Here is a 20,762-nt window from a genome sequence, read left to right as displayed (position 1 = left end):
CGACACTCTCGCCGAGGACACCGACCTGACCATCGCGATCATCCGGGCCGGCTGGCGGGTCGTCTACGAGGAGCACGCGCGGGCCTGGACCGAGGCGCCGGCGACCATGTCGCAGTTGTGGCGGCAGCGCTACCGCTGGAGTTACGGCACCATGCAGGCGATGTGGAAGCACCGTCGCGCGCTGTTCGAACGCGGCGCCGGTGGCCGGTTCGGCCGTCGCGGCCTGCTCAACCTGGCCCTGTTCCAGACCGTGCTGCCGCTGCTCTCCCCACTGATCGACGTCTTCCTGGTCTACGGGCTGATCTTCCTCGACCCGGGCACGACGTTGCTGGCCTGGTTCGGGATGCTCGGTGTCCAGCTGGCCAGCACGGTGTACGCGTTCCGCCTCGACGGGGAGTCGCTGAAACCGTTGTGGCGACTGCCGTTGCAGCAGTTCGTCTACCGGCAGCTGATGTACCTGGTGCTGATCCAGTCGGTGCTCGCGGCACTGGGCGGGATCCGTCTGGGCTGGCAGAAGCTGCGGCGCACCGGCGGGCTGAACGCGCTGATGGGCTCCCGCCTGCCGACCGGGGACGCGTGACAGTGCCACCACAGACTGTGCGGTGGAACGTACCCGAAAAGTGGTTTTGATGGTTTTGTCTCTGCGGGAACGCATGGTCGGGACACAGCGGAACCCTCCTTCTGCCTCGGCAGACTTGCCGGCATGTGCGGAATCGTGGGATATGCGGGCGGACGCCCGGCGCTGGGCATCGTGATGGACGGACTGCGGCGGCTGGAGTACCGCGGCTACGACTCGGCGGGTGTGGCAGTCGTCGACGCCGGCGAACTGCTCGTCGAGAAGAAGTCCGGCAAGCTGGTCAACCTGGAGAAGTGCCTGGCCGAACGGGTCGACACCGGGTTCGACGTCGGCATGACCGGAATCGGCCATACCCGGTGGGCGACGCACGGCGGGCCGACCGACCGCAACGCGCATCCGCACCTGTCGGCGGACGGGCGGGTCGCGCTGATCCACAACGGGATCATCGAGAACTTCGCCCGGCTTCGGGCCGACCTGGCGGCGGACGGGGTCGAGTTCCGCAGCGACACGGACTCCGAGGTGGCCGCACATCTGTTCGCCGCGGAACTGCGCGGTGTGCAGATCGGTGGCCCGGCCGCCCTGGCCGAGGCCATGCGCCGGACGGCCCGCCGGCTGGAGGGCGCGTTCACGCTGCTCGCGGTCGCGGCGGACACCCCCGGCGCGGTGGTCGCGGCCCGGCGAAACTCACCCCTGGTCGTCGGCCGCGGGGTACGGGAGAACTTCCTCGCCAGTGACGTCTCGGCATTCATGGAGTACACCCGGGATGCGATCGAACTCGGACAGGACCAGGTCGTGCTGATCACGCCGAACGCGGTGGAGATCACCGGGTTCGACGGGACGCCGGCGGTCGGCACCGCGTTCCGCATCGACTGGAACGTGTCGGCGGCGGAGAAGGACGGCCACGAGTTCTTCATGCTCAAGGAGATCGCCGAGCAGCCGCAGGCGGTCGCGGACACGCTGCTCGGACGACTCGACGGTCTCGACCTCGACCTCGGTGACGTGCGCAAGATCGTGATCATCGGGTGCGGGACCGCCTACCACGCGGGCATGGTCGCGCGGTACGCGATCGAGGAGTGGGCGCGGATCCCGTGCGACGTGGAGATGGCCAGCGAGTTCCGTTACCGGAGCCCGATTCTGGAACCGGGGACGCTGGTGATCGCGATCAGCCAGTCCGGGGAGACGATGGACACCCTGATGGCGGTCCGGCACGCGCGGGCCGAGGGTGCCCGGGTGCTGGCGATCTGCAACACCCACGGGTCGACGATTCCTCGCGAGTCGGATGCGGTGCTCTACACCCGGGGCGGGCCGGAGATCGCGGTGGCGTCCACCAAGGCGTTCCTGACGCAGCTGACGGCGCTCCATCTGGTGGCGATGGATCTGTCGTCCCCGCCGGGCATCGCGGCCGCACTGGCCCACGTGCCTGATCAATTGCGGACGCTGCTCGGGGAGATGGACCCGGTTCGGAAGCTCGCGAACGATCTTGCCGACGCCCGTCAGGTGCTGTTCATCGGCCGGCACGTCGGCTATCCGGTGGCGCTCGAAGGCGCCCTCAAGCTCAAGGAGCTGGCCTACATGCACGCCGAGGGCTTCGCGGCCGGTGAACTCAAGCACGGGCCGATCGCGCTGATCGACGAGGGCACGCCGGTGATCTGCGTGGTGCCCTCGCCGTCGCTGCGCCTGCTGCACGACAAGGTGGTGTCGAACATCCAGGAGGTCCGGGCCCGCGGCGCCCGGACCGTGGTGATCGCCGAGGAGGGCGACGACGACGTCGTGCCCTACGCCGACACGGTGATCCGGGTGCCGCGGACACCCGCGCTGCTCGCCCCGCTGATGACCACCGTGCCGTTGCAGGTGCTGGCCTGCTCGATCGCCGCGGCCCGCGGGTACGACGTCGACCAGCCGCGCAACCTCGCCAAATCGGTCACTGTGGAGTGACGTCCCTCATGGCAGGTGCGGCAGGACCTCGGCGGCCAGCAGATCCAGGTGATCCAGGTCGCCGAGGTCACGCAGCCGGACGTAGATCCGGCTCGCACCGATCTCCGCGTACCGGGAGATCTGCTCGATGACCTTCTCCGGCGAACCGAAGATGGTGTCCTCGGACGGCAGCGCCGACGCCTCGTTCATCACCGCGAGCCGCCGCTCGACGTCCGCGTCGGTCTTGCCGCAGGCCACCGCCATGCCGACCGAGAAGACCAGCGGCGCCTTGGTTCGGCCGTGCTCCTCGCACGCCTCACGGACCCGGGCGTACTGCGCGGCGCTCTGACCCACCGGCGTGAACGGCAGGTTGAACTCGTCGGCGAACCGGGCGGCCAGCTTCGGCGTCCGCTTCGGCCCCCGGCCACCGATGATGATCGGCGGGCCCGGGTTCTGCGTCGGCTTGGGCAGCGCCGGCGCCTCACGGAGCTGGTAGAACCTCCCGTCGTAGGAGAACCGCTCGCCGACCGGGGTGCCCCACAGGCCGGTGATCACCTCGAGCTGCTCCTCCAGCCGGTCGAAGCGTTCCTTCGGCGTGTGGAACGGGATGCCGTACTGCGTGTGCTCCTTGCCGAACCAGCCCGCGCCGATGCCGAAGTCGACCCGGCCGCCGCTCATCTGGTCCACCTGCGCCACGCTGATCGCGGTCTGCGCCGGATGCCGGAACGTCGCACAGGTGAGCAGGGTGCCCAGCCGGATGGTGCTGGTCTCGCGGGCCATCGCGCCCAGCGTCACCCACGAGTCCGTCGGACCGGGGAAACCGTCCGAGGCGTGCATGGGCGCGTAGTGGTCGGCCCGATGGAAACCCTCGAAGCCGGCGGCCTCGGCGTGCTGCGCGGCCCGCAGCAACTCGTCATAGGTGGCGCCACGGTGTGGCTCGGTGAAGATGCTGACCCGCATGGGCGCAGAGGCTACCTTCATGCCCGACTGTCCATTTCGTTGCCGTCTCGCAACCGGGGTGTCCCAGTTACCGATACGGATGTTCTCGTACGCTGTGCCCGCATCGCCGGAGACCATGACCCGGCGCTCGATTTCGAGGAGGGCAAGGACCTGATGAGAGCTATCCGCGGGTTCGCGGCAGTTCTCGCTGCCATGTCGGTGGTAGCGGTGGCCGGGTGCAGCGCGTCCGAAGACACGACGGACGGTGCGGCCGGGGCCGGTTTGACCAAGGTGAAGTACCTGACGGCGTTCAACGCGTTCGGCCGCGAGGCGTACGCGTTCGTCGCCGCCGAGAAGGGTTACTTCAAGGAGCAGGGCCTGGACGTCGAGATCGCGATCGGCGCCGGTTCGGGCGAGAACATGGCCGCGCTGGCCTCCGGCGCCGCCGACTTCGCCCCGGTCGACTCGACCGGCTACATCCTGACCAAGGCCACCGGCAAGGTGACCGGTGTCACCGCGATCAGCGCCGTGCAGCAGAAGTCCATGGTCGGCCTGATGACCCTCGAGGGGTACGGCATCACCACCCCCAAGGACCTCGAAGGCAAGACCATGGGCGACCAGGAGGGTGCGACCACCTCGATCCTGTTCCCGACCTACGCCAAGCTGGCCGGCATCGACGCCTCCAAGGTGCAGATCACCCCGGTCAACGCGGGTGAGCTGGCCGGCGCGCTGGCCGCCAAGAAGGCCGACGTGATCGGGCAGTTCGTGGTCGGCAAGCCGCTGATCGAGAAGGCGGCCGGCGGCAAGACCGCGGTGGCCCTGCCGTTCAGCGACGTGATCAAGGACCTGTACGGCCACTTCCTGCTGACCTCGGACAAGATCGCCAACGAGCAGCCCGAGCTGGCCACGAAGTTCAACACCGCGCTGCTCAAGGGTCTCGAGTACAGCCTGGCCAACCCGGCCGAGGCGGGCAAGATCCTGAACGAGGCGCAGCCCGAGACGGACGCCACGGTGGCGACCCAGGAGCTGGAGATCATGGCGCCGTACGCCCGTGGCGACGCCAAGACCCTCGGTGTCGTCGACGCCGACCGGGTGAAGCGGGTCCTCGACGTGCTCGAGGACGCCGGTTCCGTCCCGGCCGGCAAGAAGCCCGCCGACTTCGTGAAGACGGAGATCGCGCCGAAGGCGTGACGTGGGCTACGCGGCCGCGCCCCGGGCGGGTGCGGCCGTGTCCTCGTCATCGTCGCGGTGCATGAGCAGCTCGTGCAGACGGGCCTGGACGCGCGCCAGCTCCGCGGTGTGCTCGTTCTGGCCCAGGCTGCGCGGGCGCGGCACCTCGATCTCCACGATCTCCTTGATCCGGCCGGGCCGCGGGCTCAGCACGACCACCCGGTCGGCGAGCAGCACCGCCTCGTCGATCGAGTGGGTCACGAAGACCGTGGTGGTCTGCTCGGCCAGGTGGATCCGCTGGAGCTCGACGGTGAGCTCCTCCCGGGTCAGCGCGTCGAGCGCCGAGAACGGCTCGTCCATCAGCATCACCTTGGGCTGCTGGATGAGCGAGCGGCAGAGCGAGACGCGCTGCTGCATGCCACCGGAGAGTTCGTGCGGCATCTGCCGCTCGAAACCCTCCAGTCCGACGGTGGCGAGCAGCCGGCGGGCCCGCTCCTCGTGCTCCTTGCGTTTCCAGCCGAAGATCTCGACCGGGAACAGCACGTTGCTCAGCACGTTGCGCCATGGCAACAGGGCCGGGCGCTGGAACTGCATCGCCGTTTCGCGGCGCGGCCTGGTGACCGCCGTGCCGCCCACCAGAACCTTGCCGGACGTCGGCTCGATCAGCCCCGCGACGAGGCGGAGCAACGTGGACTTGCCGCAGCCGGAACGACCGACGACCGCCACGAACTCTCCGTCGCGCACCTGCAGATCGATGCCGCGCAACGCTTCCACCGCGCCACGACGGCCGTGGAACGTCCGAGAGACATCCTCGAGTTGGATCATCGGTCACTCCCGTGAACACTGTCCATGAAAGACCACAGCATAGGGATGGAGACCACCCGCATGACCACCCGAGCCGCGACCCGGCTGGCCGGCGTCGCACTGCCCGCCGCCACGCTGCTGGCCCTCGTGGCACTCTGGTACGTCCTGGTCCGGGTCTACGAGGTGCCGCCGCAGGTGGTGCCCTCGCCGGAGAGTGTCGTCAGCGAACTGGGCCGGCTGCCCGAATACCTGGCCCGACAGTCCTGGTACACCCTTCGTGAGGTCTGGGTCGGCTTCGCCATCGCCGTGGTGATCGGTGTCGGTCTCGCCGTCGCCATCGCCTCCTCCACCTTCGTCGACCAGGCGATCTCCCCGATCCTGATCGGCTTCAACGCCATCCCGAAGATCGCCATCGGCCCGATGCTGGTGATGTGGTTCGGCTTCGGCATGCAGCCCAAGATCTTCGTGGTGGTGCTGCTCTGCTTCTTCCCGATCGTGCTGTCGACGGTGGCGGGTCTCCGCTCGGTGCCGGCCGAGATGATCGAACTGGCCAAGTCCCTGGACGCCTCCAAGATCAACACCTTCCTGCGGGTACGGGTGCCGTGGGCACTGCCCCAGTTCTTCACCGGCCTCAAGCTCGCCATCTCGCTGGCGTTCGTCGGCGCGGTGGTCGGCGAGTTCATCGGCGGCGGACGGCACGGCATCGGCTACGTGATCGTCTCGTCCAAGGCGCAGATCCAGACCGGCCTCGCCTTCGCGGGCATCCTGCTGCTCGCACTGATGAGCATCGCCTCGTACTACGCCCTCGTCGCCCTCGAGCGGGCGGTGCTGCCGTGGTCCCGGGAGACCACCTCCTGAGCCTTGTAGGGTCACTCGCGTGACCCACAACCCATCCCCGCCGCAGGGGAACACCGTGCCCGACAAGCCCACTCTCGACGGCATCGAGCTCAAGTGGCGTGCGGTATGGGCGGAGCAGGGCACCTACTCCTTCGACCGGTCGGCGACGCGGGACCGGGTGTTCTCCATCGACACCCCGCCGCCGACGGTCAGTGGTTCGCTGCACGTCGGGCACGTCTTCTCCTACACCCACGCCGACGCCGTCGCCCGCTACCAGCGGATGACCGGCCGCGAGGTGTTCTACCCGATGGGGTGGGACGACAACGGCCTGCCGACCGAGCGCCGGGTGCAGAACCACTACGGCGTGCAGTGCGACCCGTCGTTGCCGTACGACGCGGACTTCACCCCGCCGGAGAACCCGCCGAGCCGGCCGCTGCCGATCTCCCGGCGCAACTTCGTCGAGCTGTGCCAGAAGCTGACCGCGATCGATGAGCAGGCCTACGAGGACCTGTGGCGGTACCTCGGCCTCTCGGTCGACTGGTCGCTGCAGTACAGCACGATCAACGACGCCAGCCGGGCCATCTCGCAGCGGGCCTTCCTGCGCAACCTGCAGCGCGGTGAGGCGTACATGGCGGACGCCCCGACGCTCTGGGACGTCACCTTCAAGACCGCGGTCGCGCAGGCCGAGTTGGAGGACCGGGAACGCCAGGGCAACTACTACCGGGTCGCCTTCGGTCTGGCCGACGGTGGCACGGTGCACATCGAGACCACCCGTCCCGAGCTGCTCCCGGCCTGCGTCGCGCTGGTCGCGCACCCGGACGACGAACGCTACCGGCACCTGTTCGGCACCGAGGCGATCACCCCGGTCTTCGGGGTACGAGTGCCGATCAAGGCGCACCCGCTGGCCCAGCCGGACAAGGGTTCCGGCATCGCGATGATCTGCACCTTCGGCGACCTCACCGACGTGATCTGGTGGCGTGAGCTGGACCTGACGACCCGCCCGGTGATGGGGCGCGACGGTCGTCTGCTGTCCCAGCCGCCGGCCGGCATCGAGTCGCCGGAGGCGGTCGCCGCCTACGCCGAGATGGCCGGCAAGACCGCCTTCTCGGCCAAGGAGAAGGCGACCGAGCTGCTGCGGGCGGCCGGCGCGCTGGAGGGCGACCCGCGCCCCACCCAGCAGCAGGTGAAGTTCTACGAGAAGGGCGACAAGCCGCTCGAGATCGTCACCACCCGGCAGTGGTACATCCGCAACGGCGGCCGGGACACCGCGCTGCGCGCCGCCCTGATCGAACGCGGCCGGGAGATGACCTGGTCGCCCGCGTTCATGCGGACCCGGTACGAGAACTGGGTGGACGGCCTGGCCGGCGACTGGATCATCAGCCGCCAGCGGTTCTTCGGCGTGCCCTTCCCGGTGTGGTACCCGCTGAACGCCGCCGGCGAGCCGGACCACGCGTCGCCGATCACCCCGGCCGAGGACCAGCTGCCGATCGACCCGAGCAGCGACACCCCGCCCGGCTACCGGGCCGACCAGCGGGACCAGCCGGGCGGTTTCAGCGGCGACCCGGACGTGATGGACACCTGGGCGACCTCGTCGCTCACCCCGGAGATCGCCGGACGCTGGGGCCTGGACGACGACCTGTTCGCCCGGGTCTTCCCGATGGACCTGCGCCCGCAGGCCCACGAGATCATCCGGACCTGGCTGTTCGCCACGGTGCTCCGGTCCCACCAGGAGTTCGACAGCCTGCCGTGGCACACCGCGCTGCTCTCCGGCTGGATCCTGGACCCGGACCGCAAGAAGATGTCCAAGTCCAAGGGCAACACCGTCACGCCGAAGGCGCTGCTCGAGGAGTTCGGCTCGGACGCCGTGCGCTACTGGGCGGTCAGCGGCCGTCCGGGCACCGACACCGCGTTCGACACCGGCCAGATGAAGGTCGGCCGCCGGCTCTCCATCAAGATCCTGAACGCGACGAAGTTCGTGCTCCGTTTCGGTGTGGCGGACGGCGCGGCCCTGGGCCCGGCCGACGTCACCGAGCCGCTGGACCGGGCGATGCTGGGCGAGCTGGCCGCGGTGGTCGGCGATGCCACGGCGCACTTCCAGGCGTACGACTACGCCCGGGCCCTGGAGCGGACCGAACAGTTCTTCTGGACGTTCTGCGACGACTACCTGGAGCTGGTGAAGGAGCGGGCGTACGGGGAGAGCGACAGCCCGGCGGCCCGGTCCGCGCACGCGGCCCTGTCGATCGCGCTGCGGACCCTGCTGCGGCTGTTCGCGCCGATGCTGCCGTTCGTGACCGAGGAGGCCTGGTCGTGGTGGCAGGACGGCTCGGTGCACCGGGCCGCGTGGCCGGCCCGCGAGGAGTTCGACACGGCCCTGGACCCGGAGAAGTCCCCGGCGTCGCTGCTGGCCCTGGCCGGCACGGTGCTCGGCATCGTCCGCAAGTCCAAGTCCGAGGCGAAGCAGTCGATGCGCAGTGAGGTGGCGCTGCTGACGGTGCGCGGCTCGGACGCCGACGTGCTGGCGTTCGACCTGGTCAGCCGGGACGTGCAGGCGGCCGGTGTGGTGCGTGAGGCGCGGACCGAGGTGGCGGAGGGCGCGCTGAGCGCCGAGGTGACCCTCGCCTGAGCGGTCAGGTGATCCGGTGGGCCGTCTTCATGGCGGCCCACCGGCATTCGAGTGTTTTGTACCAGCCTGTGAGTCCCATGCGTCCGATCGTATGGATGTTTCGGGATGCCCGATCTCTCCCGCTGCCGCACCATCAGATCAAATTCAGCTAGTTCTCAGGAACCAAAGACATCGCTATATGTCTATGTGTAGCTATCGCTACGGATCCTGCGGTTCCAGGAGGACCTAGTGAAACGACCCCTGTCGGCCGTCGGCGCCGCCCTGCTCGTGGGCGGCCTGCTGGCCGGATTCGGCTCGGCGACCACCGCCACCGCGGCCCCGTCGAAGCCCGACCCCTCGCAGACACCCCTCGCCGCGGCCGCCCGTGCCCTCACCGAGCACCGGCCGGCGTTGCAGGCGAGCACCAAGGACGCCTTCACCCTGCGCAGCAGCGCCGTCGACGCCGACGGTGGCGCGCACGTCCACTACGACCGGACCTACCAGGGCCTGCGGGTCTACGGCGGCGACACGGTCGTGCACACCGCCCCGGACGGCGGCTTCGCCAAGGCGTCGGTCGGCCTGACCAAGCCCCTCACCCTCGGCACCACCGCGAAGGTGACACCCGCGGCCGCGGCCGCGGCGGCGAAGAAGGCGTTCCAGGGAACGATCACCGAGGTCGGCACCCCGGAGAAGATCGTCGACGCCACGTCGGGCAGCGGGGTGCTGGCATACCAGACCGAGATCAAGGGCTGGGCGCCCGACGGGCAGACCCCGTCACGGCTGCAGGTCGTCACCGACGCCGCCACCGGCGCGGTCCGCGACTCCTGGGACGAGATCGAAACCGTGGACGGCACCGGCCGGGGCATCTACGTCGGCACGGTCACCATCAGCACCACCGGCTCGGGCAGCAGCTACACGCTGACCGACCCGACCCACGGCAACGGCAACACCTGCGACATGAACAACACCACCACGACGTGCTCCACCATGACCGACACGGACAACGTCTGGGGTACGGGCGCGCAGTCCAGCGACCAGTCGGCGGCCGTCGACGCCCACTACGGCGCGGCCCTCACCTTCGACTACTTCAAGAACAACCACGGCCGCAACGGCATCTTCAACAACGGCGCCGGTGTGCCGTCCCGCGTCCACTACGGCAGCAGCTACGTCAACGCGTTCTGGGACGGCGCGCAGATGACGTACGGCGACGGCTCCGGCAACGCCGAACCGCTGGTCTCGCTGGACGTGGCCGGACACGAGATGTCGCACGGCGTCACCGAGAACACCGCGAACCTCAACTACACCGGTGAGTCCGGCGGCCTGAACGAGGCCACCAGCGACATCTTCGGCACGATGGTCGAGTTCTCCGCGAACAACACCTCCGACCCGGGTGACTACCAGATCGGCGAGGAGATCGACATCAACGGCGACGGCACGCCGCTGCGGTACATGTACAACCCGACGCTCGACGGCGCCTCGCACGGCTGCTGGTCCTCCAGCACGAACAGCGTCGACGTGCACTACTCGTCCGGCCCCGGCAACCACTTCTTCTTCGACCTCGCCGAGGGCACCGGCTCCACCGCGTACGGCACCTCCCCGGTCTGCGGATCGGCGGCGGCGGTCACCGGCATCGGCCGGGCCAAGGCGGCGGCCATCTGGTACCGGGCGCTGAGCACCTACTTCACCTCGACCACCCGCTACTACCTGGCCAGCAACCTGGCCAACTCGGCCCGCGCCCACACCCTGTCCGCGGCGACCGACCTGTACGGCAACTGCAGCACCGAGTACAAGGCCGTGCAGGCCGCCTGGACCGCGGTGAACGTGGCCGGCGCCGACGCCACCTGCTCCACCACCGGCAACAGCTTCACCCTGTCGCTGTCGTCCACCTCCGGCACCGTCGCCCCCGGCTCGTCCGTCGCGACCACCGCCGCCACCGTCAACACCGGCACCGCCCAGACCGTCGCGTTCACCGCCTCCGGCCTGCCCACCGGCGCCACCGCCACCTTCAACCCGTCGTCGATCACCTCCGGCGCCTCGTCGACGCTGACCATCGCCACCACCTCGGCCACGCCCGCCGGCACCTACACGATCACCGTCACGGGCACCGGCACCTCGGTCACCCGGACCGTGACGTACACACTCACGGTCTCCGGCACCGGCGGCGGCTCCTGCACCGCGACCCAGCTGTTCGCCAACGCCGGCTTCGAGTCCGGCGCCACCTCGTGGACGCAGAGCACGACCGGCATCATCGGCATCCACAGCACCCAGCCGGCCCGCACCGGTAGCTACGCGGCCTGGCTGAACGGCAACGGCTCGACGTCCACCCAGTCCATCTACCAGCAGGTGGCCCTGCCGACCGGTTGCACCACCTACAACCTGTCGTTCTACCTGCACATCGACACGGCCGAGACCACGACCAGCACCCAGTACGACAAGGTGCAGATCCAGGTCCTGAACACCAGCGGCACGGTCCTCGGAACCCTCGGCACGTACTCCAACCTGAACGCGGCGTCCGGCTACACGGCACGCTCGTTCAGCCTGGCCTCGTACGCCGGCCAGACGGTCCGGATCCGCTTCTACGGCACGGAGGACTCGTCCCTGCAGACGTCCTTCACCATCGACGACACGGCCCTGAACATCTCCTGACACGCTGACCCACGCGTCCTCCTCGGCTGGTAGAAACCGGTCGAGGAGGACGTCCGTGTCGATGGGTCACCACCTGGACGCATTGGGCAGGCCGAACAGCAGGAGTTCCACCTCGGGGATCTCCTTGACGCAGCGCCCGCGGAGCGCGTCGTACCACCGCTGAAGGGCCTGCCGCTGTCGCTCCGCGTCCCCGATCAGCTTCCCGACCGGTTGCGGCCTGTCGGCCGGGCGAGCCGACGGCTGGTCTGGTCAGGGCCGGTACTGCTCGGCGATCTCGTAGATGAAGTCGCCGGTGTTGGCAATCGTGACCGGGAGGCCGGTGCCGCCGAGCTGCTTCTTCAGCCAGGCCTCAGTCGAAAGGCAGCTGCCGGTCAGGTTGAAGCCCTCACCGTCCATGCAGTCCGGATTGCCGCCGTTGGTGGAGAAGACCTTGGGGGAGGGCTTGACCGGGAGGGTGTACCGGCCGCCGTCGCCGTTCACCGCGCTGCCGTCCTTGCTGAACTCGGCGGGCTCGACGACCGCCGTGTGCTTGGCGCTGTCGTAGCTGTGCAGCAGCACCAGATGGGTGCCCGCGCCGATCGGGAAGGTGGCGTCCCCCGCACTCTCCTGCGGTTCGTCGGTGGCAGTGGCGGCAGTGGTGGTGCCGGGTGCCGCCGGGTCGTCGGCCGGCTTCGAGGTGGCTGATGCGACCGGGGCGGCCTGGGCCGGCGCGACGGAGGCCGAGGCGCCGGGCGTGGGCGTCGCGGTGACGGGTTCGGTCGCCGAACAGGCGGAGACGAGGACAGCGCAGGCAAGGACGGGAAGCGCGAGAAGGCGATGCATGTCGATGATCTTGCCTTCACGGGCGGTCCTCTCCGTCGATACCCCCGCGCCTGACACGAACCCGGGACCCTCCAGCGGGTACGTTGCGGTCGGGGCCCGGGTTTCGTTCGCCACCCGGTAGTGAGCCCGTCCCAGCAAGCGCGTAGGTCATGCTGAACCACGGAACGGCGCTGAGCGCGTACAAAAGAAAAAGGCCGCAACCGAACCGCCGAGAACGGCCACCAGCGGTGGGGGCCCGGGGGCGAAGCCCCACGGCGTGGAGTCTGAGGCTCGGGCCTCAGGCAGAAAAGCACGATGGGCGCCAGGTTCGCGCTTTCCGCGAACACTAGACGCCCTATCCCATCGTGCCCCCGGCAGGATTCGAACCTGCGCTTTCGCCTCCGGAGGGCGACGCTCTATCCCCTGAGCTACGGGGGCCCAGTGATTCGAAAGCCTAGCAGGCCCTCGGGAACCACCGCCAACCGGTTCCGGCCGTGTCGCCGGTCAGCCGGGTTGGACCTGCTTGAGCAGGGAATCGATCAGCTGGATCTCGCCCTGTTGGGCGACGACCATGCTGTTGGCGATCCAGTCGACGTTCTCGTCGTCGGAGAGTTCGATGGCCTCCTGGGCCATGTGGATGCCGCCGAGGTGGTGGGCGCGCATCAGGGTGAGGAACTCGACGTCGAGGTCGTTGCCGGTGGCCTGGCGAAGGGAGGTCATCTGGTCGGCGGTGGCCATGCCGGGCATCAGGCCGTCGACGATCGAGCCGGCCGAGTTCGGCATCCAGGCCATCGGCTCCTCGGAGCCGGTGGGGGAGAGATGCCAGTCGCGCAGCCAGGCCTGCATGTAGCCGATCTGGCCCTGCTGGGTGAGGGCGATGTCGTTGGCCAGGGTGACGATGCCGGGGGTGGTGGAGCCGGTGTGGGCGAGCATCGCCATCTCCACGGCCTGCGCGTGGTGGGTGGACATGTCGCGCAGGAAGCCGGCCTCCACCGAGTCGTCGGCGGGGTTGCCCAGGCGGGGGACGACCAGGCCGGCGGCCACGCCGAGGATCAGGCCGAGGATGAGGGTCGCGACGGCGATGTAGCCGAAGCGGCGGCTCGGGGAGGTGGCCTCCCCGGACGCGGCGTCCGCGTCCGGAGAGGCGACTTCGGAGATCATTGCTGGGTGCCGTTGTCCATGCTGGTGCCGTTGGAACCGGCGGTGACCGGGTCGCTGGTGGTGTTGCCGCCGGAGCAGGCCGCGCCGGGCTCCAGGGAGGCCTTGACCCGGGTGGTCTTGATGAAGTCGTCGATGCGGGTGTCCGCGGCGTCGTCGACCTTGAGCTGGTATCCCCAGACCTGCACGGAGACGTTCTTGTCCAGGTTGGCGATCGGGGACAGGAGCATGTAGTCCTTGCCCTCGACGCGCTCGCGCAGCTTGGCCACCTGGTCGTCGGCGAGGCCCTGCTTGTAGGTGACCCAGACCGCGCCGTGTTCGAGGCTGTGCACCGCGTGCTCGTTGGCGATCGGCTCGGTGTAGATGTCGCCCATGCAGTTCTGCCAGGTCGCGTTGTGCGCACCGCCGACCGGCGGGTTCGTCACGTACGTGAGCGTCCCGTCCTTGTGGGTCTGGTCGTTGATCTGCGCGTTGTTCTGCGAGCGGTAGTCGACGACGCCCTCGATGGCGGCTGCCCGGTCCTCCCAGGGCTGGCTGCCCTGGACCGAGGCGTAGACGCCGTAGCCGATGATGCCGGCGGCGACCAGGATCACGGCGCCGGCGACGGCGATGGGGCCCCAGTTGCGGCCACCGCTCACCTTCACCGGGGTGACGGGCCGGCGGCCCTTGCCCTTGTTGCCACCCTTGGCGCCGGGACGGCTGCCGGGCTTGGCGGAGCCGGGCTTCCCCGAGCCGGACTTGGCCGCGGGGGGCTTGCCCTGACCGGTCGTCTTGTCGACCTTGACGGTGGACGGGACCCGTTCGGGCCCCGGGGTGCTCATGCTCATCGTGCCTCGTCGATTCGTCGCAAGTGGGAAAGGCGGGGCTCGGGTGGCCGCCGAACGACGAAGTCTACCCCCGATAGCATGGTCCAGTGACTCCCGCCAACCTTGCTGACACCGTTCTCTCAGCTGCTCGTGCCGTTTTCGAGACGCGCGGTCTCGACGTCGCGGCGCTGCCCACCACCACGTCGGTGGAGCGGCCGCGCAACCCCGAGCACGGCGACTACGCCTCGACGCTCGCCCTCCAGGTCGGCAAGAAGGTGGGCGTGGCCCCGCGTGAGCTGGCCACCGCCCTCGCCGAGGAGCTGGGCCGCCGGGACGGGATCAAAGCCGTGGAGATCGCGGGTCCGGGCTTCCTGAACATCCGGCTCGACGACGCCTCGACCGGCGTCATCGCCCGGACGGTGGTGGCGGCCGGTTCAGCGTACGGCCGGAGCACCCAGTTGGAGGGCCAGCGCATCAACCTGGAGTTCGTCTCGGCGAACCCGACCGGTCCGATCCACCTGGGGCACACCCGGTGGGCCGCGGTCGGTGACGCGCTGCGCCGGGTGCTGACCGCCGCCGGCGCCGAGGTGACCAGCGAGTACTACATCAACGACGCCGGCGCCCAGGTCGAGCGCTTCGCCCGTTCCCTGTACGCGTCCGCCAACGGCCTGCCCACGCCCGAGGACGGTTACGGCGGCGACTACATCGGCGAGATCGCCCAGCGGATCGTCGCGGCCGAGCCGGACCTGGTCGGACAGCCGGAGGAGACCGCGCTGCCGGTCTTCGACGCGCGCGGCTACGAGCTGATGCTCACCGAGATCCGGGAGAGCCTGGAGCGCTTCGGCGTGCACTTCGACGTCTGGTTCTCGGAGAAGACCCTGCACGGCGGCGGCGCGGTCGAGCACGCCATCGAGGAACTGCGCAAGCAGGGGCACATCTTCGAGGACGGTGGCGCGGTCTGGCTGCGGACCACTGACTTCACCGACGACAAGGACCGGGTGCTGATCCGGTCGAACGGGGAGAAGACGTACTTCGCGGCCGACGCGGCGTACTACATCAACAAGCGGGAGCGCGGGTTCGACCGCTGCGTCTACCTGCTCGGTGCCGACCACCACGGCTACATCGGCCGGCTGAAGGCCATCGCCGCGTGTGCCGGTGACGACCCGAAGCAGAACATCGAGATCCTGATCGGCCAGCTGGTCAACCTGGTCCGGGCCGGTCAGCCGGTCCGCCTCTCCAAGCGGGCCGGCAACATCATCACGCTGGACGAGCTGGTCGAGGCGGTCGGCGTGGACGCCGCGCGATACTCGCTGGCCCGTTCCTCGACCGACTCGGCGCTGACCCTGGACATCGAGGAGATCACCAAGAACTCCAGCGACAACCCGGTCTTCTACGTGCAGTACGCACACGCCCGGGTCAGTTCCCTGCTGCGCAACGCCGCCGAGAAGGGCATCGTGCGCGCGGACGACTACGACCCGGCGCTGCTCTCCCACGACCGGGAGAAGAACCTGCTGAAGACGCTCGGCGAGTTCCCGGCCGTGGTGGCCACCGCCGCCGAGCTGCGCGAGCCGCACCGCATCGCGGTCTACCTGGAGGAGCGGGTCGCCACCGACTACCACCGGTTCTACGACGCCTGCCAGGTCCTGCCGAAGGGCGAGGAGCAGGTGACCGATCTGACGCATGCGCGCCTCTGGCTGGTCGAGGCCACTCGTACGGTTATCGCCAACGGTTTGGACCTCCTCGGCGTCTCCGCTCCGGAGAGGATGTAGTCATGCGCGCACACGAGGCCGGTGCCCTGCACGGCGATCTCGGCACCCGCGGTCCCGCCTGGCTGCGCGCGCCGCAGGACGTGAACGCGCTCGTCCCGCAGCTGTGGCCACGCACTGTCCGGCGTACCCCGGAAGGGTCTCTGGAAGTCGGTGGCCTGGACGTGACCGCCCTGGCGCAGGAGCACGGCACGCCGGCCTACGTCCTCGACGAGGCGGATCTGCGGGCCCGGTGCCGGGACTTCCAGCAGGCGTTCGCGGACGCCGACGTCTATTACGCGGGCAAGTCGTTCCTGTGCAAGGCGGTCGTGCGGGTCGTCGAGGAGGAGGGCCTGTTCCTGGACGTCTGTTCGGGGGGCGAGCTGGCGGTGGCGCTGGCGGCCGGGTTCCCGGCGGAGCGGATCGGGTTCCACGGCAACAACAAGTCGGTGTCCGAGTTGCAGCGGGCGCTCGATGCCGGCGTCGGCCGGATCGTGCTGGACTCCTTCCACGAAATAGCCCGGCTCACCGAGATGTCGGAAGAATCCGGCAAGAAGCCACAAGTGCTCATCCGCGTCACCGTGGGTGTCGAAGCACACACCCACGAGTTCATCGCGACCGCCCACGAGGACCAGAAGTTCGGCTTCTCGCTGGCCGGCGGGGCCGCCTTCGCCGCGGCCGCGAAGGTCATCGACGAGGGTGTCCTCGACCTCCGCGGACTCCACTCGCACATCGGCTCGCAGATCTTCGACACCAGTGGTTTCGAGGTCGCCGCCCGTCGCATCCTCGAACTGCAGGCACAGATCCGCGACGCCCGCGGGGTGGAGCTGCCGGAACTCGACCTGGGTGGTGGTTTCGGTATCGCGTACACCACGCAGGACGACCCCTCCACCGCCGGTGACCTGGCGAAACGCATCAACAAGATCGTCGAGTCGGAATGCGACGCGGCGTCGCTGCGCAAGCCGAGACTCTCCATCGAGCCGGGGCGCGCGATCGTCGGCCCGGCCGTCTTCACCCTCTACGAGGTGGGGACGATCAAGGACGTGGACGGCATCCGTACGTACGTGAGCGTCGACGGCGGGATGAGCGACAACATCCGGACCGCGCTGTACGACGCCTCGTACAGCGCGACGGTGGCCAACCGCAGCAGCACGGCCGAGCCGATGCTCGCCCGAGTCGTGGGAAAACATTGTGAGTCCGGGGACATCGTCGTGAAGGATGAATTCCTGCCCGCCGACGTGCAGCCCGGAGATCTTGTTGCGGTGCCCGGGACGGGTGCGTACTGCCGGAGCATGGCCAGCAATTACAACCACGTTCCTCGGCCGCCCGTGGTGGCGGTGCGCGACGGCGCCGCCCGCGTCATCGTGCGGCGCGAGACCGAGGACGACCTGCTTGCATTGGATGTTGGATGAGCCAAGGGAAACCGGTCCGCCTCGCTCTTCTCGGCTGCGGCACCGTCGGTTCTGAAGTGGTCCGCCTGCTGCAGGACCAGGCCGACGACCTGACAGCCCGGATCGGGGCCCCGCTGGAGCTCGTCGGCATCGCGGTCCGCCGCCCCGGCCGCCAGCGCGGCGACCTGCCGGTCGACCCGTCGCTGTTCACCACCGACGCGCTCGGCCTGGTCAAGCGGGACGACGTGGACGTGGTGATCGAGGTCGTCGGCGGCATCGAGCCGGCCCGGGGCTGGCTGGTCGAGGCGTTGCGCGCCGGCAAGAGCGTGGTCACCGCCAACAAGGCGCTGCTCGCCGAGGACGGCGGTGCGCTGCACGACGCGGCCGCCGAGGGCGGGGCCGACCTCTACTACGAGGCGTCGGTGGCGGGCGCGATCCCGCTGCTGCGCCCGCTGCGCGAGTCGTTGCACGGCGACCGGGTCACCGCGGTCACCGGCATCGTGAACGGCACCACCAACTTCATCCTCTCCTCGATGGCGTCCACCGGCGCCGGCTTCAGCGAGGCGCTGGAGGAGGCCACCGAGCTGGGCTACGCGGAGGCCGACCCGACCGCCGACGTGGAGGGCTTCGACGCCGCCGCCAAGGCCGCCATCCTGGCCTCGCTCGCCTTCCACACCCGGGTCACCGCCGCCGACGTGTTCCGCGAGGGCATGACCGGGGTGACCGCCGGTGACATGGCCAGCGCCAAGGACATGGGCTGCACGATCAAGCTGCTCTGCATCGCGCAGCGCGGCCGGGGCACCGACGGCGAGGAGACCGTCAGCGTCCGGGTGCACCCGGCGATGATCCCGCTGAGCCACCCGCTGGCCGGTGTCGGTGACGCGTTCAACGCGGTCTTCGTGGAGGCCGACGCGGCCGGCCCGCTGATGTTCTACGGCCGCGGTGCGGGCGGCCGTCCGACCGCGAGCGCGGTGCTCGGCGACATCGTCGCGGCGGCCCGCAACAAGCTCTCCGGCACCCGGGCCCCGAGCGAGAGCAACTACGCCGAGCTGCGGGTCCGCCCGATCGGCGAGTCGCTGACGCGCTACCACATCAGCCTCGACGTGGCCGAGCGTCCGGGTGTGCTGGCCGCGGTGGCCGGCGTCTTCGCCGACCACGAGGTCTCGATCGCCACGGTGCGCCAGTCCGGCCGGGCCGACGACGCGAAGCTCGTCATCGTGACGCACGTCGCTCCGGATGCCGCGCTGGCGGCTACTGTGGAGGCCCTGTCGCGGCTGGACATCGTTCGGTCGATCGCGAGCGTGCTGCGCGTCGAAGGGGGAGCCGGATAGTGCTCGATCACGTGGGATTCCAGTGTGCCGACCTGGCGGCCAGTGCCGCGTTCTACGACGCCGTGCTGGCGCCGTTGGGCGTGCGGCGGCTGGCCGACTTCACCGTTGCTCTCGGCTACGGGACCGACCATGCGGACTTCTGGATCGGCACGCTCAGTGAAGGCGACGGCTTCCGCGAGTCGCACATCGCCTTCTCGGCCGGTGACCGGGCAGCCGTCGACGCGTTCTTCCAGGCGGCGGTGGCGGCCGGCGCCGAGGTGCTGCACAAGCCGGGACTCCACCCGGAATACCACGAGCACTACTACGGCGCCTTCGTGCGCGATCCGGACGGCAACAACGTCGAGGCCGTCTGTCACCGCCCGGAGGGATTGCCGGAACAGGCGCCGGCATCCTGAATAGTGGATAACCGGTCCCAAAAACCGGAAGTCTGGGGCACGCTGTCACGCGGTTGCCCAGCACGAAGTGAGGAGTGGGCCATGTGGCGGGGTCTGATCGAGGCGTACCGGGACCGGCTGCCGGTCACCGACGCCACTCCGGTGGTCTCCCTGCTCGAGGGCAACACGCCACTCGTTCCGGCCCCGGTGCTGTCCGAGCGGGTCGGCGGCGACGTCTACCTCAAAGTCGAGGGCGCTAACCCGACCGGCTCCTTCAAGGACCGCGGCATGACCATGGCGGTGTCCAAGGCCGTCGAGGACGGCGCCAAGGCCATCATCTGCGCCTCCACCGGCAACACCAGCGCCTCCGCCGCGGCCTACGCCGCCCGGGCCGGCATCACCTGCGCGGTCCTGGTGCCCCAGGGCAAGATCGCGCTCGGCAAGCTGGCCCAGGCGCTGGTGCACGGCGCACGCCTGCTCCAGGTCGAGGGCAACTTCGACGACTGCCTGGCGCTCGCCTCGAAACTCTCCCAGGACTACCCGGTCGCCCTGGTCAACTCAGTGAACATCTTCCGCCTGCACGGGCAGAAGACCGCCTCGTTCGAGATCGTCGAGGCCCTCGGTGACGCCCCGGACATCCACTGCCTCCCGGTCGGCAACGCCGGCAACATCTCCGCCTACTGGATGGGCTACCAGGAGGACAAGGCGGCCGGGAACGCCACGAGGCTGCCGAAGATGTACGGCTTCCAGGCATCCGGCGCCGCCCCGATCGTGAACGGCAAGGTCGTCGAGAACCCGTCGACCATCGCCACCGCGATCCGGATCGGCAACCCGGCCAGCTGGACCAAGGCCCTCGACGCCCGCGACGCCTCCGGCGGCCTGATCTCCGCGGTCACCGACCGTGACATCCTCAACGCCTACCGCCTGCTGGCCCGCGAGGTCGGCGTCTTCGTCGAACTCGGCAGCGCCGCCTCGGTCGCCGGCCTGCTCCAGCAGCACGCCGCCGGCAAGATCCCGCCCGGCTCGCGCATCGTCTGCACGGTCACCGGCCACGGCCTGAAAGACCCGGAATGGGCGATCTCCACGGCGCCGTCACCGACGGTCATCGCCAACGACGCGCACCTGGCGGCTAAGGCACTCGACCTGGGCTGAGCGGTGGTCCCGCCAGGGCGTCCTTCTTCCGCCCTTTCGGGGGTACGACCTACCACTCCCCAGCAATCACACCTACCGTGGCTGACCGCGGCGGCACTGCGCCGTCGCGGTCCGTGCCGCGTCTTCCGGCGGCTCAGCGCCGTCCCGCCCCGACAGCCCGCCCGAAGCATGGACTGATCCCTTCCGGTCGTTGACGCGGCTGCCCGTGCCCGCCCACGCCTGGACTAGACACCTAATGAGTCAGGGTCTGCCTCTGTGGTGATTTCGGGCGCTCAGCGCGCCCGTATTCAACACGCCCCCACGGGTGTGGTGATTTGGGGCGTGCAGCGCGCCCGTATTCACCACGCCGCCAGGGGTGTGGTGATTTGGGGCGTGCAGCGCGCCCGTATTCAACACGCCCCCACGGGTGTGGTGATTTGGGGCGTCCAGCGCGCCCGAAATCACCACGCGGACGGGCTTCGCACCCTGACCACGAAACATGTCTAGTGTCCTGCGTCTGAAGTTCCCCGATTATT

Annotated in this window: 16 protein-coding genes and 1 tRNA gene; 11 read left to right on the top strand and 6 right to left on the bottom strand. The window is 69.4% G+C overall.

Annotated elements, in window-relative coordinates; all coding sequences use genetic code 11:
* On the top strand, positions 1 to 580 hold a 580-nt coding region (locus tag WH85_RS43335), incomplete at its 5' end, for a glycosyltransferase family 2 protein (RefSeq protein WP_157411589.1).
* Positions 581 to 703: 123 nt separating this feature from the next.
* Complete coding sequence (gene glmS, locus WH85_RS43330) at positions 704 to 2,512, top strand: glutamine--fructose-6-phosphate transaminase (isomerizing) (protein ID WP_045748028.1); 1,809 nt, start codon at positions 704 to 706, stop codon at positions 2,510 to 2,512.
* 6 nt (positions 2,513 to 2,518) lie between these two features.
* Here glmS and WH85_RS43325 read toward each other — a convergent pair whose 3' ends face one another.
* Positions 2,519 to 3,451, bottom strand: a complete 933-nt coding sequence (locus WH85_RS43325) for an LLM class F420-dependent oxidoreductase (protein WP_045748027.1) — start codon at positions 3,449 to 3,451, stop codon at positions 2,519 to 2,521.
* Between the two features lie 153 nt (positions 3,452 to 3,604).
* On the opposite strand from WH85_RS43325, the gene WH85_RS43320 reads away from it, so the two are divergent.
* Complete coding sequence (locus WH85_RS43320) at positions 3,605 to 4,621, top strand: ABC transporter substrate-binding protein (protein ID WP_045748026.1); 1,017 nt, start codon at positions 3,605 to 3,607, stop codon at positions 4,619 to 4,621.
* A 6-nt stretch (positions 4,622 to 4,627) separates the two neighbouring features.
* On the opposite strand, the gene WH85_RS43315 is transcribed toward WH85_RS43320, so the two are convergent.
* The gene (locus WH85_RS43315) at positions 4,628 to 5,425 is read right to left on the bottom strand and encodes an ABC transporter ATP-binding protein (RefSeq protein ID WP_045748025.1); all 798 of its coding nucleotides are present in this window, start codon (positions 5,423 to 5,425) and stop codon (positions 4,628 to 4,630) included.
* A gap of 60 nt (positions 5,426 to 5,485) precedes the next feature.
* Here WH85_RS43315 and WH85_RS43310 point away from each other — a divergent pair, with 60 nt between their 5' ends.
* The 3 genes from WH85_RS43310 to WH85_RS43300 all read left to right on the top strand — a co-directional run bounded on the left by WH85_RS43310 (position 5,486) and on the right by WH85_RS43300 (position 11,489).
* A complete protein-coding gene (locus WH85_RS43310) occupies positions 5,486 to 6,262 on the top strand; it encodes an ABC transporter permease (RefSeq protein WP_045748029.1) in 777 nt (258 codons plus the stop codon).
* Positions 6,263 to 6,317: 55 nt separating this feature from the next.
* Entirely contained in the window at positions 6,318 to 8,864 is a 2,547-nt protein-coding gene (valS, locus tag WH85_RS43305; protein ID WP_045748024.1) for a valine--tRNA ligase, read from the top strand.
* A gap of 228 nt (positions 8,865 to 9,092) precedes the next feature.
* Entirely contained in the window at positions 9,093 to 11,489 is a 2,397-nt protein-coding gene (locus WH85_RS43300; protein ID WP_045748023.1) for a M4 family metallopeptidase, read from the top strand.
* 249 nt (positions 11,490 to 11,738) lie between these two features.
* On the opposite strand, the gene WH85_RS43295 is transcribed toward WH85_RS43300, so the two are convergent.
* From WH85_RS43295 to WH85_RS43280, 4 genes are all read right to left on the bottom strand, one after another.
* A complete protein-coding gene (locus WH85_RS43295; protein WP_157411587.1) occupies positions 11,739 to 12,311 on the bottom strand; it encodes a hypothetical protein in 573 nt (190 codons plus the stop codon).
* Between the two features lie 345 nt (positions 12,312 to 12,656).
* Positions 12,657 to 12,728 (bottom strand) — tRNA-Arg (locus WH85_RS43290).
* A gap of 66 nt (positions 12,729 to 12,794) precedes the next feature.
* Positions 12,795 to 13,451, bottom strand: coding sequence for a DUF305 domain-containing protein (locus WH85_RS43285; protein ID WP_045748021.1), 657 nt, complete (start codon positions 13,449 to 13,451; stop codon positions 12,795 to 12,797).
* Positions 13,448 to 14,275, bottom strand: coding sequence for a thioredoxin-like domain-containing protein (locus WH85_RS43280; RefSeq protein ID WP_045748020.1), 828 nt, complete (start codon positions 14,273 to 14,275; stop codon positions 13,448 to 13,450). The genes WH85_RS43285 and WH85_RS43280 overlap by 4 nt, the downstream gene beginning before the upstream one ends.
* 86 nt (positions 14,276 to 14,361) lie before the next feature.
* On the opposite strand from WH85_RS43280, the gene argS reads away from it, so the two are divergent.
* From argS to thrC, 5 genes are all read left to right on the top strand, one after another.
* Positions 14,362 to 16,023 carry an arginine--tRNA ligase gene (gene argS / locus WH85_RS43275; protein WP_045748019.1) on the top strand — a complete coding sequence of 554 codons (1,662 nt, stop codon included), beginning with the start codon at positions 14,362 to 14,364 and terminating at the stop codon, positions 16,021 to 16,023.
* Positions 16,024 to 16,025: 2 nt separating this feature from the next.
* The gene (gene lysA, locus WH85_RS43270) at positions 16,026 to 17,411 is read left to right on the top strand and encodes a diaminopimelate decarboxylase (RefSeq protein WP_045748018.1); all 1,386 of its coding nucleotides are present in this window, start codon (positions 16,026 to 16,028) and stop codon (positions 17,409 to 17,411) included.
* Entirely contained in the window at positions 17,408 to 18,721 is a 1,314-nt protein-coding gene (locus WH85_RS43265; protein ID WP_045748017.1) for a homoserine dehydrogenase, read from the top strand. The genes lysA and WH85_RS43265 overlap by 4 nt, the downstream gene beginning before the upstream one ends.
* On the top strand, positions 18,721 to 19,116 hold the full coding sequence (locus WH85_RS43260) for a VOC family protein (protein WP_045748016.1): 396 nt from the start codon (positions 18,721 to 18,723) through the stop codon (positions 19,114 to 19,116). The genes WH85_RS43265 and WH85_RS43260 overlap by 1 nt, the downstream gene beginning before the upstream one ends.
* An 81-nt stretch (positions 19,117 to 19,197) precedes the next feature.
* Complete coding sequence (gene thrC / locus WH85_RS43255; protein WP_045748015.1) at positions 19,198 to 20,247, top strand: threonine synthase; 1,050 nt, start codon at positions 19,198 to 19,200, stop codon at positions 20,245 to 20,247.
* The last annotated feature ends 515 nt before the right edge of the window (positions 20,248 to 20,762 follow it).

Origin of the sequence: Actinoplanes rectilineatus, from assembly GCF_000962825.1 — a bacterium.
GTDB lineage: Bacteria > Actinomycetota > Actinomycetes > Mycobacteriales > Micromonosporaceae > Actinoplanes > Actinoplanes rectilineatus.
The sequence above is the reverse complement of the archived record's forward strand: the minus strand, read 5'-3'. Positions and strand labels throughout refer to the sequence as shown.

Bases quoted from the DNA above. Each gene is read 5' to 3' on its own strand.
- glmS (WP_045748028.1), top strand. From the start codon at position 704: ATGTGCGGAATCGTGGGATATGCGGGCGGACGCCCGGCGCTGGGCATC.
- WH85_RS43325 (WP_045748027.1), bottom strand. From the start codon at position 3,451: ATGCGGGTCAGCATCTTCACCGAGCCACACCGTGGCGCCACCTATGAC.
- WH85_RS43320 (WP_045748026.1), top strand. From the start codon at position 3,605: ATGAGAGCTATCCGCGGGTTCGCGGCAGTTCTCGCTGCCATGTCGGTG.
- WH85_RS43315 (WP_045748025.1), bottom strand. From the start codon at position 5,425: ATGATCCAACTCGAGGATGTCTCTCGGACGTTCCACGGCCGTCGTGGC.
- WH85_RS43310 (WP_045748029.1), top strand. From the start codon at position 5,486: ATGACCACCCGAGCCGCGACCCGGCTGGCCGGCGTCGCACTGCCCGCC.
- WH85_RS43295 (WP_157411587.1), bottom strand. From the start codon at position 12,311: ATGCATCGCCTTCTCGCGCTTCCCGTCCTTGCCTGCGCTGTCCTCGTC.
- WH85_RS43285 (WP_045748021.1), bottom strand. From the start codon at position 13,451: ATGATCTCCGAAGTCGCCTCTCCGGACGCGGACGCCGCGTCCGGGGAG.
- WH85_RS43280 (WP_045748020.1), bottom strand. From the start codon at position 14,275: ATGAGCATGAGCACCCCGGGGCCCGAACGGGTCCCGTCCACCGTCAAG.
- lysA (WP_045748018.1), top strand. From the start codon at position 16,026: ATGCGCGCACACGAGGCCGGTGCCCTGCACGGCGATCTCGGCACCCGC.
- WH85_RS43265 (WP_045748017.1), top strand. From the start codon at position 17,408: ATGAGCCAAGGGAAACCGGTCCGCCTCGCTCTTCTCGGCTGCGGCACC.
- thrC (WP_045748015.1), top strand. From the start codon at position 19,198: ATGTGGCGGGGTCTGATCGAGGCGTACCGGGACCGGCTGCCGGTCACC.